This window comes from Acidovorax sp. GW101-3H11 (assembly GCF_001633105.1).
Taxonomy (GTDB): Bacteria; Pseudomonadota; Gammaproteobacteria; order Burkholderiales; family Burkholderiaceae_C; genus Acidovorax.
In genome coordinates this window covers 283207-297434 of record NZ_LUKZ01000001.1, presented here as the reverse complement: position 1 = coordinate 297434, position 14228 = coordinate 283207, and the positions used below count along the sequence as shown (strand labels likewise).

At 67.5% G+C, this 14228-nt stretch carries 14 protein-coding genes; 3 read left to right on the top strand and 11 right to left on the bottom strand.

Annotated elements, in window-relative coordinates; genetic code table 11:
* Window positions 1-8: 8 nt before the first annotated feature.
* Window positions 9-1028, bottom strand: coding sequence for an LLM class flavin-dependent oxidoreductase (locus tag A1D30_RS01285; protein WP_063459000.1), 1020 nt, complete (start codon window positions 1026-1028; stop codon window positions 9-11).
* A gap of 200 nt (window positions 1029-1228) precedes the next feature.
* Between A1D30_RS01285 and A1D30_RS01280 the strand changes: the two genes are divergently transcribed.
* Window positions 1229-1714, top strand: coding sequence for a CZB domain-containing protein (locus A1D30_RS01280; protein WP_063459170.1), 486 nt, complete (start codon window positions 1229-1231; stop codon window positions 1712-1714).
* 36 nt (window positions 1715-1750) lie between these two features.
* Here A1D30_RS01280 and ruvC read toward each other — a convergent pair whose 3' ends face one another.
* The 4 genes from ruvC to A1D30_RS01260 all read right to left on the bottom strand — a co-directional run bounded on the left by ruvC (window position 1751) and on the right by A1D30_RS01260 (window position 5198).
* Window positions 1751-2299 (bottom strand): crossover junction endodeoxyribonuclease RuvC, encoded by a 549-nt coding sequence (gene ruvC / locus A1D30_RS01275; protein ID WP_063458999.1) that lies wholly within the window; start codon window positions 2297-2299, stop codon window positions 1751-1753.
* A 59-nt stretch (window positions 2300-2358) separates the two neighbouring features.
* Window positions 2359-3351, bottom strand: coding sequence for a phosphatidate cytidylyltransferase (locus A1D30_RS01270; RefSeq protein WP_063458998.1), 993 nt, complete (start codon window positions 3349-3351; stop codon window positions 2359-2361).
* A gap of 85 nt (window positions 3352-3436) precedes the next feature.
* Window positions 3437-4210, bottom strand: a complete 774-nt coding sequence (locus A1D30_RS01265; protein WP_063459169.1) for a lysophospholipid acyltransferase family protein — start codon at window positions 4208-4210, stop codon at window positions 3437-3439.
* 76 nt (window positions 4211-4286) lie between these two features.
* Entirely contained in the window at window positions 4287-5198 is a 912-nt protein-coding gene (locus A1D30_RS01260) for a helix-turn-helix domain-containing protein (RefSeq protein ID WP_242421751.1), read from the bottom strand.
* Between the two features lie 76 nt (window positions 5199-5274).
* On the opposite strand from A1D30_RS01260, the gene A1D30_RS01255 reads away from it, so the two are divergent.
* Window positions 5275-6696: a cytochrome P450 gene (locus tag A1D30_RS01255; RefSeq protein ID WP_242421750.1), complete on the top strand. Its 1422-nt coding sequence runs from the start codon at window positions 5275-5277 to the stop codon at window positions 6694-6696.
* 48 nt (window positions 6697-6744) lie between these two features.
* On the opposite strand, the gene A1D30_RS01250 is transcribed toward A1D30_RS01255, so the two are convergent.
* The 5 genes from A1D30_RS01250 to A1D30_RS01230 form a co-directional block, all read right to left on the bottom strand.
* Entirely contained in the window at window positions 6745-7074 is a 330-nt protein-coding gene (locus A1D30_RS01250) for a hypothetical protein (protein ID WP_063458997.1), read from the bottom strand.
* Complete coding sequence (gene mtgA, locus A1D30_RS01245) at window positions 7074-7808, bottom strand: monofunctional biosynthetic peptidoglycan transglycosylase (RefSeq protein ID WP_063458996.1); 735 nt, start codon at window positions 7806-7808, stop codon at window positions 7074-7076. Before mtgA ends, A1D30_RS01250 begins: the two co-directional genes overlap by 1 nt.
* 18 nt (window positions 7809-7826) lie before the next feature.
* Window positions 7827-8681, bottom strand: a complete 855-nt coding sequence (aroE, locus tag A1D30_RS01240) for a shikimate dehydrogenase (protein ID WP_063458995.1) — start codon at window positions 8679-8681, stop codon at window positions 7827-7829.
* 121 nt (window positions 8682-8802) lie between these two features.
* Window positions 8803-9663, bottom strand: a complete 861-nt coding sequence (locus tag A1D30_RS01235; RefSeq protein ID WP_063458994.1) for a TonB family protein — start codon at window positions 9661-9663, stop codon at window positions 8803-8805.
* 25 nt (window positions 9664-9688) lie between these two features.
* On the bottom strand, window positions 9689-11767 hold the full coding sequence (locus tag A1D30_RS01230; RefSeq protein WP_063458993.1) for an RNB domain-containing ribonuclease: 2079 nt from the start codon (window positions 11765-11767) through the stop codon (window positions 9689-9691).
* A 121-nt stretch (window positions 11768-11888) separates the two neighbouring features.
* Between A1D30_RS01230 and A1D30_RS01225 the strand changes: the two genes are divergently transcribed.
* On the top strand, window positions 11889-13511 hold the full coding sequence (locus A1D30_RS01225; RefSeq protein ID WP_063458992.1) for a Wzy polymerase domain-containing protein: 1623 nt from the start codon (window positions 11889-11891) through the stop codon (window positions 13509-13511).
* 52 nt (window positions 13512-13563) lie between these two features.
* On the opposite strand, the gene A1D30_RS01220 is transcribed toward A1D30_RS01225, so the two are convergent.
* Window positions 13564-14148 carry a YqiA/YcfP family alpha/beta fold hydrolase gene (locus tag A1D30_RS01220; RefSeq protein WP_063458991.1) on the bottom strand — a complete coding sequence of 195 codons (585 nt, stop codon included), beginning with the start codon at window positions 14146-14148 and terminating at the stop codon, window positions 13564-13566.
* Between the last annotated feature and the right edge of the window lie 80 nt (window positions 14149-14228).

Genomic DNA, 14228 nt, shown 5'->3' with positions numbered 1-14228 from the left:
TGAGGTCTTTAACTGCGCTCCCACGCCTTGGCGTGGGCCTGCGCAGCAATATCCAGCGACCGCAGCCGCAGCGCCGGGTCGTACACATCACTCACCAGCATCAGCTCGTCGGCCCCGGTGGCTTCGCTGAGTTGCGCTAAACCTGCCCGCACCGTGTCCGGCCCGCCGATCACGGCGGCGGCCAGGAAGTCGCTGATGGCTGCGCGCTCCTGCGGCTGCAGGTGCACCGCGTAGTTTTCAATGGGTGGCCGCAAGCGGCGCCGGTCGCCCGTCAGAATGCCCAGCACCCGCTGGTAGGTGCTGCTGGCCAGAAACTCCGCTTCCTCATCGGTGGGCGCCGCAATCAGTGGCACACCGATTGCCACATAAGGCTGGGGCCAGGTGGCGGAGGGCCGGTACAGGTTGCGGTACAGGTCGATCGCCTGGTGCAGCAGGCGCGGCGCGAAGTGCGAGGCAAAGGCATAGGGCAGGCCGCGCTCGGCAGCGAGCTGCGCAGAGAACAGGCTGGAGCCCAGCAGCCAGATCGGCACGTTGGTACCTGCGCCGGGCATGGCAATCAGGCGCTGGCCGGGCTCGGCGGGGGCCAGCAGGCGCTGCAGTTCGGCCACGTCCTGCGGAAAGTCGTCGGCGGTTTCTACCCGGCTGCGGCGCAGCGCGCGCATGGTGGCCGGGTCGGTGCCGGGCGCGCGGCCCAGGCCCAGGTCGATGCGGCCCGGGTACAGCTCGGCCAGGGTGCCAAAGGCCTCGGCCACCACCAGCGGTGCATGGTTGGGCAGCATCACGCCGCCCGAGCCCACGCGGATGCGCGAAGTGCCGCCTGCAATGTGGCCCACCAGCACGGCCGTGGCCGAACTGGCAATGCCTGCCATGTTGTGGTGCTCGGCCAGCCAGTAGCGGGCAAAACCCAGTTTCTCGGCGTGTTGTGCGGTGGAGAGTGCAATCTGCAGGGCATCGGCCACGGTGCCGCCTTCGCGGACGGCCACCAGATCCAGCATCGACAGGGCGGGGCGGCGGGGGGTAGAAGTCATGGCTGCATTGTCTGGCCGCTGGTGCCTTTGTGCTGGCGCCGGGGCAGAGCTGGCAGGGCCCGAAGGGTTGCCTTGCGCGATTTTCACGACCGGGCCATTTTTTGGTAGCCAAAACGGCGACGGCGCCACAGAATGTTTCAAGACTTTTCCGCGCGGGCATGTTCCGGTGTGCGCGGACTGTGGCCGCAAAAGGGATGACGATGGGTTTTTTCAGCCGTTTGTTCAAGATCAAGGAGCAGGATCCGACCAGCCCCGACACCACCTGGGCCATGGAGGACAACGGCAGCGAGCTGGTGCTGGACGCGGAATACGCGGCCACCCTCATGACCGAAATCGACATCGATGCCGCCATTGCCAGCCACGAGCGCTGGCGCCTGCAGCTGCAGGACATGGTCAACGGCCGCTCGGACGAGGTCATGCGGCCCGAACGCATCTGCCACGACGACCGCTGCGACCTGGGCCGCTGGCTGTATGGCACCGGGCGTGTGCGGCTCGGCCACTACCCGGCGTTCGAGATGCTGGTGGCCCGCCACAAATACTTCCACCAGCAGGCCGCTGATGTGGTCACGCTGTTTCAGTCGGGCGAGCAGCAAAAGGCGGTGCAATTGCTCAACAGCAGCTGCCGCCATGCCTCCAACCAGGTACTGTTGTTGCTCAAGGAACTCAAGCGCGGGCTGGGGCGCTGATGTAATTGTGGTGGGGCATGGCCAGCCCCCTGGCGGTCAGTAGCTCCGCCCCCCCTTGTACATCGCATGCTGCCGCCGGTTCAGCGTGGCCGCCTCGCTCAGCCGCCCCATGGCCGCACCGGCGTGTGCATGCGTGATGGCCATGCCCAGGCCGTCGGCCGCGTCGGTGCCCGGCAGGCCCGGTAGCTGCAGCAGCCGCCGCACCATCTCTTGCACCTGGCTTTTGGCGGCGCGGCCGTGGCCGACCACGGCTTTTTTCATCTGCAGCGCGGTGTATTCGGCCACGGGCAGGTTGCTGGCCACCAGGGCGGTGATGGCGGCGCCGCGCGCCTGGCCCAGCAGCAGGGTGGACTGGGGGTTGACGTTGACGAACACGATTTCGACCGAGGCCACATCGGGCTTGTAGCGGGCTGCGACCTCGGTGATGCCGTCGAACAAAATCTTCAGGCGCCCGGGCAGGTCGCCCAGTGCCAGCGTGGTGGTGCGGATGGTGCCGCTGGCCACATAGCTGAGCTTGTGGCCGTCAACGTCCACCACGCCAAAGCCAGTGGTCTGCAGGCCGGGGTCAATGCCAAGGATACGCATTTGCTATAAATTCAATAGCTATATGGGCAATGTGGTCGAGCGCAGACGGCCATTTTTGCTCAAAGTCCGAAGTACCAGCGCACCGAGTGGAAGAACACGGGGGCTGCAAAACACAATGCGTCCACCCGGTCGAGCAGGCCACCGGCACCGGTGACGGACATGCCCTGCATGCCCCAGCTCGTGATGCCCCGGTCTCGCTTCAGTGCCTTCATCACCAGATGCCCCAGGCTGCCTGCCACGCAGGCCAGCAGCGCCATGCCCAGCGCCTGGCCGGGTTTGAACGGGGTGATGAAGGTGAGCAGCCCGCCCGCCACACCACCGGCCGCCACACCGGCGAGCCAGCTGGCCCACTGGAAGCTCTGGCTTACTTGCGGCGCCACGGGGGTGTGCGGAAAGCGCCGCCCCAGCAGGTGTTGCACCACCATGCAGGTCTGCACCACAAAGACGAGGAAGAACACCAGGAACGCGCCCTTGTCGCGGTAGCCCGGGAAGTCGAGCAGCAGCAGCGCGGGCACATGGCTCATGCCATACACGCAGACCATGATGCCCCACTGCAGCTTGGCGTTGCGCTCCAGAAACCGCTGTGGGTCGTTGGCCAGCGCACTCACCACCGGCAGCGCCAGAAACACATAGACCGGGATGAACACCGTGAACAGGTCGAACATCTTGCTGCCCACGATCCAGAACTGCAGCGGCAGCACCACGAAGAACGCCAGCACCAGGCTGCGGTGGTCGCCGCGCCGCGTGGGCGAGAGGGTGATGAACTCGCGCAGCGCAAAAAAGCCCACGATGGCAAACAGCACGGTGGCCACGGTGTCGCCCAGCACCCAGCCCACCCAGAACACGGTGGCCATCATCCACGAGGTCTTGAGCAGGCCCCAGAAGCGTTTGGCCTCCAGCATGCGGGCTTCGGACTCGGGGTCGTCACTCGCATGCTCGCGCAGATTGCGCACAAAGGCCCACACGGTGACGATGGACAGGATGCCGAACACGGCGATGAAGAGGGCGCCGATCTGCTGGGTGGTGGTGAGGTTGCGAAGGAAGTTGTTCATGTCGTTGCCGCCCGGCCGCCCGAAGGCAATGACGCGCCCCCTTGGGGGGCAGCGATACGCGAAGCGATGAGCGTGGGGGTCATATTCAAATTTCCCGCAGTGCAATCACCGCGCGGCGTGCGCGATCAAGGAAGGGGCGGCGTTCTTCACCCGCTTCCAGCTGGATCGGCGCGCCAAACGTCACTGAGCACAGGATGGGCACCGGCACCACTTCGCCCTTGGGCATCACGCGCTGCACGTTGTTGATCCAGGCGGGCACCAGCACCACCTGCGGGAACATCTGCGCCAGCTTGAACAGGCCGGATTTGAAGGACTGCGGCTCGTCGCCATGGCCGCGCGTGCCCTCGGGGAAGATCACGATGGAGTCGCCGCTGGCCAACGCCCGCACCAACGGTGCCAGTGGGTCGGATTCGGGCAGGGCGGCGCGCAGTTCCTCGGGCGTCGGGGTGCGCGGTGGCGTGTCGGGCGAGGGGTCGGGGCCGCCCGCCGTTGCGGTGTCGGCGTCCGCAGATGCGGTGGCCATGGCGCCGATCACGCCCACGGGCTCTGTCGCCGCAGGGGCGGGCGGGCGCGCGGGCGTGGCTTGGCGGTCCACATACACGGCGTTGAACACGGCGGTGGTGATCCACTGCCGAAACGGCGTCTTGGTCCAGTAGTCCTTGGCCGCGATCGGGCGTGTGATGCTGCGCAGCTCCTCGGGCAGCGCGGCCCAGATCAGCACCATGTCGGCGTGGCTCTGGTGGTTGGCGAAATAGATGCGCTGCTCGGCCTTGGGCGGGCAGCCATACCAGCGGGCCTGGGAGCCGGTCAGAAACCGCACGATCCCCAGCAGGATAAAACTCATCAACTTGGCAAGCATGGGGCGGATCATACGGGGCGGTATGGCCTGCGCCGCCCGGCGTCGTGGTGGGCAGCTGCAGTGCCGCAGCGCCCGCCTACACCCAGATGCGGTACGCCCAGAAAGCCTCGTCGCCGTAGATGCCGTCGTACAGTGCCTGCGGCGCATAGCCCGTGATGCGCCGCGTGACGCGGCACAGGTGTGACTGGTCCGAAAACCCCGCGCCTGCGGCCACATCGGCCCATTTGACGCTGCCCTGCGCAGCATCGGCCGCGATGGTGTCGAAGAACGCCTGCTCGGCCTTGCCAAAGCCGCGCAGTTCGCGCAGGGGCAGCCCGGCCCAGCGCTTGATGCGCCGCTCCAGCTGGCGCAGGCTGCGGCCGGAGGCGGACAGGGCGGCGCGCTGCGCCAGGTGCGCGACCCAGTCGCCGTAGCGCTGCGTCTGCAGCGCCTGGGCGGGGCGGCAGGCCTGCCAGCGGGGCTCCAGAAACTCTTCCAGGCACTGCAGGCGGGCCGCGTTGTCGGGCAGGTTCTGCACCGTTTCGCACAGCGCCAGCCAGTCGGGTGGTAGCAGCGATTGCGCGTCCACCATGCGGTCGGTCAGGGCGCCCGGGTCCACGCCGGTGAGCTGGTGCAGCGCGTCGGGCATGAACATCACCATCATGGCGTGCGTGGGCCCGGCGCAGAAGCTGGAGGTGGGGCGGGTCTGCGGGCCCGCCAGCACCCAGCGGCCGGGGTAGGCCTCGCGCGGGCTGTGCTGCGTGGGCATGGTGTCGGGGCGCTCGGCCACCAGGGCCTCGCTGCGGCCTTCAAACCACCAGCTCAGGCTGCACAAGGGGGATGCCGGAAAGCGGTTGATGCGCTGCGCATCGCTGAGCGTGTATCCCACCGTGCTGCGCGCCATGGCAGCGCGCAGGCAGGCCGTGAGGCTGGCGCGCGGCAGCCACAACTCGCCCGAGGGGATCAGCCCGGCGGGGTGCCGGGGGGAGGGTGGGGCCAAGCTTGCCATGGGGCGCGAGTGTAGGCGACAGGCCCTGTCGCAATCGTTCAATACCGACGTGCTGCTGCGCTGCAGCATGCGGGGCATGAACCCGTCCACCACCACTGCTTTGGCCTCCTCCCCCACCCTCCACCCCACGCCAGCCACACCCGGCGGCCCGCGCAGCCGCTGGTGGGGCTTGCCGTTGCTGCGTGCCATGCGCGCCGACTACTTGGGTTTTGTGACCCAGTTGCAGCGCGAGCATGGCGACCTCACCCGCATGCGCCTGGGCTACGAAGACGCGTGGGACCTGATGCACCCCGACCTGGTGCGTGAAGCGCTCATCACCCATGCCGACCAGCTCATCCGCTGGGAGCGGGGCATCGCCGTGTTCGAAGAAGTGTTTGGCCAGAGCGTGCTGGTGACCGAAGGCGACACCTGGCAGCGCCAGCGCCGCATGCTGATGCCCGCCTTCAGCCCCAAGCGGGTGGCGGGCTATGCGCAGCTGATGACCGATGCCGCCCGCAGCGCGCTCGACGCCGCCGTGCCCCCGGGCCAGCCCGGTGCCCAGGTGGCCGTGGATGCGCTCTGGACCGATGTGGCCATGGACGTGATCCTGCGCACGCTGTTCAGCACCTCGGCGCAGGCTGATGCGCGCGAAGCCGCTTGGGCCACGCAGACGCTGGGGGCCACGGCCTACCGGGAGATGTTCATGCCCTTCACGCTGCCCGACTGGCTGCCCCTGCCCGGCAAGGCGGCCAAGCGGCGCGCGATCCGGTCGTTGAAGGGGCTGGTCTGGCGCCACATCCAAGCACGTCAGGCCGAGGTGGCCGCCCCCGGTGCCCCGGCGCGCTCAGACCTGCTGCACATGCTGCTGGCCCTGCGCGACGAGCAAACCGGCGAGGCCTTGTCGGCGCAGGAGGTGTTTGACCAGTGCATCGTCAGCTTCCAGGCGGGGCATGAAACCAGCGCCACCACGCTGCTGTGGTGGACCCTGCTCATGGCCCAGCACCCCGAGGCCGCGCAGCGCGCGCAGGCCGAGGTCGATGCCGTGCTGCAGGGCGGCACCCCCGGCCCCGAACATCTGGCCCAGCTGCCCTGGCTGGGCGCCACGCTGAAGGAAGCGCTGCGCCTGTACCCCCCGATCGCCGCGCTGATGAGCCGCCGCACTACCGCGCCCATCACGCTGGGCGGGGTGCCGGTGCCCCAGGGCGCCATGCTGCGCATCACCCCCTGGGTGCTGCACCGCGATGCACGCTGGTTCGCCGAGCCGGACCGTTTTGCGCCAGAGCGGTTTCTGGACGGCGCGCCGCCCATCCCCCGGGGCGTGTGGATTCCCTTCGGCCTGGGGCCGCGCGTGTGCATTGGCCAGCACTTTGCGATGCTGGAGATGACGCTGCTGGCGGCGATGTTGCTGCAGCGCTATACGGTGCGGTTGCCGGAGGGCACAGCCGTGGGGGCGCCCCGGTTGCAGGTGACGCTGCGGCCGGAAGCGCAAGTAACGCTGATGCTGGAACGAAGGGGATAGACGTTTCAATTCATGGGAGTTCGCACCCCAAGCCCGCTCCAAAGCTTCCTATGGGCGGGGACGTTGCCGGTTCCAGAACAACCGATATATGGAGATGTAGGCAAACCATTGTGGAAAACAGAGAGCGATCCACAGCAGCTGTTTGAGGGAAACGAATGCGGTGAAGTCTTGGCCGAATAGAGCTTTCGCGGCCAGAGATGCAAGGATCCACGAGGGGAAGTTCAGCGTTGCCAGTGCGGCCTCTATGTAGCCCGGGGCGCTACAGCACGCTGAAATCGGAATCACGCCATACGCTACCCCGAAGCTCCAGGTGCTAAAGACCACGACCAAGGTGATATTCGCACCACCCAGCCACCGCTCGGTTTGCGTGAGTTTCATCAAGGTAGTTCCGCTCCGCCCATGCGTCCCAGGATCGTGCGCGTGCGCCCCGCCAGGTAGGCCGACCCGGGCGTTTTCTCAAACCGCTTGGGTGCGGGCAGCATTACCGCGAGGCGCGCGGCTTCGGCGGTGCTCAGGCGGCTGGCGCTTTTGCGAAAGTAGTGCTGCGCGGCCGCCTCGGCGCCGAACACGCCTTCGCCCCATTCCACGTTGTTGAGGTAGATCTCCAGGATGCGCTGCTTGGAGAGCAACTGCTCCAGCGCCAGTGTCAGCACAAACTCCTGCCCCTTGCGCAGCAGCGTGCGTTCGCCCGACAGCAGCAGGTTCTTGGCCAGCTGCTGGGTGATGGTGGAGCCGCCCCGGATCTTGGGGGCACGCACCGGGCGCTCTGGGGCACGGGCCTGCGCCTTGCTGGCCTGGGCTTCGGCCTTGGCGTTGCGCTCCCAGGCTTTTTCGATGGCGTTCCAGTCCACGCCGTCGTGGTTCACAAAACCATCGTCTTCCGAGGCGATCACCGCGCGCTTGAGGTGGTCCGAGATGTCAGCGTACGGCACCCATTGCTGGCGCCAGGGCGCATGGCCTTTGGTGGCGAGCAGTGTCCAGGCTTCGGAGCGCTGGAAGGTGGTGGATTCGGGGTTGATGGCCACCATGGCGGCAATGCGCAGCACAAAGAACAGCTGCAGCGCCACGAGGGCGATCACCAGCAGTCCCAGCCAGCGCAGCACGGCTTTCATGGTGGCGTCCCCGGGGGCTCAGGCGGTGGCGGATGGCTGCATCTCGTGCAGCACCTGGGCCGAGGGCGGGCGCACGCCGCGCCACAGCAAGAAGGCCTCGGCGGCCTGTTCCACCAGCATGCCCAGGCCATCGCGGGGCACCGCGCCGTGGCTGCGGGCCCAGTCCAGAAACTCCTGGGCGGCGGGGCCGTACATCATGTCGTAGGCCAGGGCCCCCGGGCGCAGCACGCTGGCAGGCACGGGCACCCCGGCACCGGCCAGGCTGCTGGCGGTGGCGTTGATGATTACATCGAAATTGGCCGTTACCGCGCTTGGTTCTAGCGCTTCTAGCTCTGCTTTTTGTAGCAAAGCGAGTGGGCGATGAGATTCCACCAGCGCCTGCGCCTTGGCCAGTGTGCGGTTGGCCACGGTGATGTGGCGCGCCCCCGCCAGCAGCAGCGGGCCCAGCACGCCCGCAGCGGCGCCGCCCGCCCCCACCAGCAGCACGTCGCGCCCGGCCAGCGGCACGCCCGCGTTGTGGGTGATGTCGGCCACCAGGCCCAGGCCGTCGGTGTTGTCGGCGTAGATGCTGCCGTCGGCGCGGAAGGTCAGGGTGTTGGCTGCGCCAGCCAGTTGCACGCGCTCGCTGCAGGCGGTGGCCAGGCCGGGCGCGTCGGTCTTGAAAGGCACGGTGACATTGCAGCCACGCCCGCCCTCGGCCACGAAGTCGCGCACGCCCTGGGCAAAGCCGTCCATGGGCACCAGGCGGCGTTCGTAGGCGATGGGCTCGCCCGTGAGTTCGGCAAAACGGGCGTGGATGGCGGGCGAGCGGCTGTGCGCCACGGGGTTGCCCATCACGCAGTAAAGATCAGCGGGGAGAGACGAAGAGGTCATTTGAACAACAAGGGCTGCATGCAGGGGGGCGGGGTTCGGCCAGAGCCGCCGCGGAACTGGCTTTGCCAGGCCGCTGGCGGCGTCCCCCTGGGGGGAAGGCGCCGCAGGCGACTCAGGGGGGTTATCTGACACTCGTTTCGAGCGTCTGGTCCCGGGTGAACTTGAAGCGCGCCACCATGGCGATCTGGTCGGCCTTCTTGCGCATGTCGGCGCCGAAGCTGCCAAACGGCCCGGCGGCGCGCGCAATGGCTTCGGCGCGGCGGTCCAGGGTGCTGTTGCCCGAGCCTTGCACGATCTCGGTGCCCAGCACGCGGCCGTCGTGGTTGACGGTGACGATCATGGTCAGCTCGCCATAGAGCTTGCGTCCGGCCTGTTCGGGGAAGTTCTCGGTGCCCTTGTCTTCCACCTTGCGGCGCAGCGCGTCGTAGTAGATGGCGTAGGCCTCTTCGCGCGTGGCAGGGCTGATGTAGCGCTTCTTGGGGCGCGAGTTTTCTTCGTTGATGCGCTTTTCGATCTCGGCCAGCAGCTTGACGAGCTGGCGGCGCTTTTCCTGTTCGTTCGCCTGGTCGGCGCTCTGGCTGGGCTTGCGCGGGTCGGGCTCGGGCATGGTGGCCAGCTGCTTGCGCAGCTGGGCCAGCAGTTGCGCCTGCTGCTCCTGCATCGCGTCCATCTTGCGCTGCGCTTCCTCGAAATCGTCGCCCACGGCCGTGAGGGCCGTGTAGGGCAGGGGGCTGGTGGCGCGGCCTTTTTCGGCATCGCCGCCGCCCGCCAGGCTGGCTTGGGCAATCGCCTGGGCCTTGTCGGGGCGTTCGTTCGATTTGGCGTTGACCAGGATGACTTCGAGCGGCGTGTCCTGGAACACGCGGTTGAAGCCCTCGGGGTCGATGAAGCGCACGGAGATGAGCGCAGCGTGCACGGCCACCGAGAAACCCAGCGCGAGCTGCAGCGTGCTGACGGTGCGGAGGAAGGCAGGGAGTTTCATCGCCGGCAATTATCAGGGGGCGTGGTCAGGGGGCGGGAGCGGCCACTGCGGCTTCGGCGGGTGCCTCGTTCACATCCACCGCAATCGCAATCGGGCCGGCCACGGTGTCGTCGTCCTCGTCCGCATCTTCCACCGGGCCGTCATCGCTGGTGTCGGCCGGGTCGTCCAGGCGCTCGATCACAGTGCCGTGGATGTCGAGGGTGATCTCGTCCACCTCGCCCAGCTTGACTTTCAGGCGCGCGCCGCGCGGCAGGTTCTGCGCGCCCAGCACCGGGAAGACGAGCGGAATGTCGTCCGCCCGCACCAAAAAGCTGCCGCCCGGGCCTTCCTTGAAGACGGTGGCGTTCAGCTCGGTGATGCCGTTCTGCTCGACGTACTTCAGGGTCCAGAAGCGCTCCATGCCGCCCTGGTAGCCGTTGTAGGCGCTGTAGGCTGCGTCAAAGCTGCTGATGATGGAGAACAGGTCGGCGTCCTTGGGCTTGAAGGGCGCGGCCAGCGCGGCGGTCTTGCCGTGGCGGGCGCAGGCAATGATCTGCCACTGGTTGACCAGGTCGGTGTAGCGGCGCAGGGGCGAGGTGGCCCACGAATACGCTTTGACGCCGATGCCCGCATGGGGCAGCGCCTTGGTGCCCATGCGCACCTTCACGCCCGGCGCCATGCTGGCCTGGCTGCGGTAGATGCCGGGCACGCCCAGCTCGGCCATCCAACTGCCCCAGGTGCTGTTGGCGACGATCATGGCCTCGGCAACGATCAGATCGAGCGGCGCGCCGCGCTGGCGCACGCTGATCTGCACCTGCTCGTCGCCCGTGGGCTCGGCGCCGTTGTTTCCGACGAGGCGGAAGTTGTAGTCCGGCCGGTTGAAGTTCTCGGGCTTGCCGCGCACGACTTCGCGGCGGGCCTTGAGGTCCTTGGCCAGGCGGTGCAAAAAGGATAGCTGTCCACGCAAGTCAGACAGGCGGTGGGGGTCGTTTTGATGCTCAAACGCCGGGTTGGACAGCCACTCTTCCGTCACCACGCTGTCGAGTTGGTCGTGGCGCAGGTTGGCGGCGATGTGCAGGCGCTCCAGCTTGGTCTCGGAGCCCTTGAACTCCAGCGTGGCTTCGTCGATGGTGACGTACAGCGACACGGCCGGGTTGGCGCGGCCCTCGTCCAGCGTGTAGGTCTGCACCACGTCGTCGGGCAGCATGGTGATCTTGTAGCCCGGCATGTACACCGTGGACAGGCGCGCGCGGCCGAGCTGGTCGATGGCGCTGCCCGGCTGAATGGCCAGGCCGGGCGCGGCGATGTGGATGCCCAGCACCACGGTGCCGGTGCCCAGGCCTTGTACCGACAGCGCATCGTCGATTTCGGTGGTCTGCGAGTCGTCGATGGAATACGCCTGCGCGGTGGACAGCGGCAGCTCGTCGGCAATGGCGGGGGCCGTGACGGCCGGAAAGCCCGTGCCCTTGGGGAAGTTCTCGAACAGGAAGCGCTTCCAGTGGAACTGGTAGGCCGAGTCGATGGCGCCGGCCTTTTGCAGCAGATCGAGCGGCGCGGTGTGTGTGGCGCGGCTGGCGTCCACCACGGCCTTGTATTCGGGCGCGTTCTTGTCGGGCTTGAACAGGATCTTGTAGAGCTGGTCGCGGATGGATTGCGGGCATTCGCCCCGGCCCAGCTGCGCGGCCCACTCGTCGATTTGCGCGAGGAGGGCCTTTTTCTTCTCGATGGCGGCGAGGGCCTGCTGCAGGATCTCGGCCGAGGCCTTCTTGAACCGGCCCTTGCCCGCGCGGCGGAAGTAATGCGGCGCGTCGTACAGGCGAAACAGCGCACCGGCCTGCTGGGCCAGGGTGGCGTTCTCGGAGAAATAGTCGCGCGCCAGGTCGGCAAAGCCGAACTCGTCTTCGGGCGCGAATTCCCAGGCCAGGTCCAGCTCGATGGTCTCGGCCACGGCCTGGGCCTGGGCGATGAGTTCCGCCGGGGCAGGTTTTTCGAACTTCAGGAGGATGTGGGCGGCCTTGACCTTGACCCGTTTGCCCGAGTCCAGCTCCACTTGGGCGGAGGTATCGGCTTCGGACAGGATACGGCCGGCGAGAAATTTGCCAGCTTCTTCAAACAATGCATGCATGGCAGGGATTGTCCCATGGGCGGCGCCGGGCGCCCGGATGCGGGGCGCCCAAGCCAGCCCCTATGATGCGCACCACCTCGCCGGCATCGCCCCCGCGCTGAATCCCTTCTGAGTGAGCCCCATGCTTTTTGACGCTGTTGCCGCACCGCTGTTTCTGGTGGCTTTGACGCTGCCTTTTGTGTTTGGCCACACAGAGGCCCCGATTTTCAATTTCTGGCCCTTGGTGGCCGCATGGTCGTGTGGTTTGGTGCTTGTGGTGCTGATGGGGGGCCGCTCGTGGCATGCGCGTGCCTCCGCCGGGGGATACGCAGCCCGCGCGGATGCACGGACCTTCATGGCGTCGCACCTGGCGCTTGGGTTGGTGCTGGCGGGGGTGCTGGGCGGCGGTATTGGGCTGGCGCAGTTTTTTGGTGGCGATCTGGGGCTGTCTCCCTGGGTGCACGCCTCTGCACCGGGCCAGGCGATTGGCAACCTGCGCCAGCGCAACCAGCAGGCTTCTTTGCTGAGTCTGGGGGTGTGGGCCCTGTTGTGGCTGGTGGTCCAGCTCCAGGCGCGGATCGCAAGTGGCGACCAGGCCAGTGCGGCACCAAGCGCCCTGCTCGGCGGGGGGCGCGCCTGGCCCTCTTGGCTGGTGGGGTTGCTGCTGGCCTGGGGCCTGGCCCTGCTTGCCATAGCCAGTGCAGCCACGGCATCGCGCACAGGTGCCCTGCAGTGGCTGCTGGTGGTGTGCATGCTGGTGGTATGGAGCCGCCGCGGGGGCCGTGTGGCTCTGGTGCTGTCGCTGGTTGGGGTGCTGATGTACACAGCGGCGGCCTGGCTGCTGCCGCGCCTGCTGCTGGAGTGGACCGGCTTCAGTACCGATGGTCTTTTCGCGCGCATCCTCGGAGACGAGCAGGGCTGCAACAGCCGCCGCGTGCTGTGGGCGAATGTGCTGCACCTGATCGCGCAAAAGCCGTGGCTGGGCTGGGGCTGGGGTGAGCTGGACTACGCGCACTACATCATCTTGTTCCCGGGGGAGCGGTTCTGTGTGCTGCTCGACAACGCCCACAACCTGCCTTTGCAGTTGGCCGTAGAGCTGGGAGTGCCGGTGGCCGTGCTGGTGTGTGCGGTGGTGCTGGCCTGGGTGGCGCGTGCACGGCCCTGGGCCGAGACCGATCCCGTGCGCCAGCTGGCCTGGGGTGTGCTGGCCGTTGTGGGGGTGCACAGCATGCTGGAGTTTCCGCTCTGGTACGGGCCTTTCCAGGTGGCGTCGGCGTTGGCCGTGGCCCTGTTGCTATGGCCGCAGGCGGTGCCTGCCTGGGTCTGGTCTCGCACCACCAAGGTGGCCGCCCTGCTGGTGCTGGCGGGTGCCACCGGTGTGGGCACACTGGTGCTGTGGGAGCACTACCGCGTTGGCATGCTGTACCGCCCCATGCCTCTGCGGCCTGCCGCCTACCAGGAGGACACCATGTCGAAAGTGTCCGACACCCTGTTTTTCTCGGACCAGGTGGATTTCGCGTTGTTGTCCACCATCGGGCTCACGCGCGAGACAGCCCCGCAGATCAACCTGCTGGCGGGGGAGCTGCTGCATTTCTCGCCCGAACCCCGCGTCATCCAGGCGCTGATCGAGAGCGCCGTGCTGCTGGGCAAAGACGATGAGGCCGCGTTCCACATGAAGCGCTACCGCATCGCCTACCCGGCGGAGTACGAGCGCTGGAAGGGGCCGGGGGCATCCAGGGCGTCGGGGGCGTTGACAGCGCCCTGACGCGGTTCCGCTGTGCCCCGGAATAGGCTCAGGTTGAGGCTCAGGTTGACGCTCAGGCCAGGTCCAGAAACTCCACCACCTGCGGCAGGTACTCGGCAAAGTTGCCCAGCGCATGGTCTCCGCCCGCTTGCACGATCTGCCGGGCCTCGGGGTAGCGCCCTGCCATCTCGCGCCAGTCGAGCACTTCGTCGCCCTTTGCAATGATGGCCAGCTCCGGGCCCGCACGGGGGCGGCCGCGCATGTCCAGGGCCTGCAGTTCGGCGATGTACTCGGGCAGAAAATAAAAGCGCTCCTCGGGGTTCTGCCAGGTGGTCTGTTCGCCGATGTAGCGCGCCAGGTCGCGGGCCGGGGCCACGGCGGGGTTCAGCATCACGCTGGGGCAGCCCGCGTGCTGGGCCACCCAGCTGGCATAGAACCCGCCCAGCGACGACCCCACCACCGCCATGGCTGCGCGCGGCCAGGTGGCAATGCCCTCAGCCACCAGCGTCATGGCGGCCTGTGGTGAAGGCGGCAGCTGCGGGCACCAGAAGGTGACTGCCGGGTGGTGCTGGGCCACATGCGCCGCCATCTGGCGGGCCTTGGCCGACAGGGGCGAAGAGCGGAAACCGTGCAGGTACAAAAGGTGCGTGGTGGCCATCAGGAGACAAAAAAACGGGAAAAACGTGGGGCAGGGCAATCACTGCTCCAGACCGGGCGGCGCAGGCATAAGATGCGAGG

What these genes read in the sequence shown, in the direction of transcription:
- A1D30_RS01285 (WP_063459000.1), bottom strand. Translation starts at nt 1,028, where the DNA reads ATGACTTCTACCCCCCGCCGCCCCGCCCTGTCGATGCTGGATCTGGTG.
- A1D30_RS01235 (WP_063458994.1), bottom strand. Translation starts at nt 9,663, where the DNA reads ATGAAACTCCCTGCCTTCCTCCGCACCGTCAGCACGCTGCAGCTCGCG.
- A1D30_RS01255 (WP_242421750.1), top strand. Translation starts at nt 5,275, where the DNA reads ATGAACCCGTCCACCACCACTGCTTTGGCCTCCTCCCCCACCCTCCAC.
- A1D30_RS01260 (WP_242421751.1), bottom strand. Translation starts at nt 5,198, where the DNA reads ATGGCAAGCTTGGCCCCACCCTCCCCCCGGCACCCCGCCGGGCTGATC.
- A1D30_RS01220 (WP_063458991.1), bottom strand. Translation starts at nt 14,148, where the DNA reads ATGGCCACCACGCACCTTTTGTACCTGCACGGTTTCCGCTCTTCGCCC.
- A1D30_RS01280 (WP_063459170.1), top strand. Translation starts at nt 1,229, where the DNA reads ATGGGTTTTTTCAGCCGTTTGTTCAAGATCAAGGAGCAGGATCCGACC.
- A1D30_RS01230 (WP_063458993.1), bottom strand. Translation starts at nt 11,767, where the DNA reads ATGCATGCATTGTTTGAAGAAGCTGGCAAATTTCTCGCCGGCCGTATC.
- ruvC (WP_063458999.1), bottom strand. Translation starts at nt 2,299, where the DNA reads ATGCGTATCCTTGGCATTGACCCCGGCCTGCAGACCACTGGCTTTGGC.
- aroE (WP_063458995.1), bottom strand. Translation starts at nt 8,681, where the DNA reads ATGACCTCTTCGTCTCTCCCCGCTGATCTTTACTGCGTGATGGGCAAC.
- A1D30_RS01265 (WP_063459169.1), bottom strand. Translation starts at nt 4,210, where the DNA reads ATGCTTGCCAAGTTGATGAGTTTTATCCTGCTGGGGATCGTGCGGTTT.
- A1D30_RS01225 (WP_063458992.1), top strand. Translation starts at nt 11,889, where the DNA reads ATGCTTTTTGACGCTGTTGCCGCACCGCTGTTTCTGGTGGCTTTGACG.
- mtgA (WP_063458996.1), bottom strand. Translation starts at nt 7,808, where the DNA reads ATGAAAGCCGTGCTGCGCTGGCTGGGACTGCTGGTGATCGCCCTCGTG.
- A1D30_RS01270 (WP_063458998.1), bottom strand. Translation starts at nt 3,351, where the DNA reads ATGAACAACTTCCTTCGCAACCTCACCACCACCCAGCAGATCGGCGCC.
- A1D30_RS01250 (WP_063458997.1), bottom strand. Translation starts at nt 7,074, where the DNA reads ATGAAACTCACGCAAACCGAGCGGTGGCTGGGTGGTGCGAATATCACC.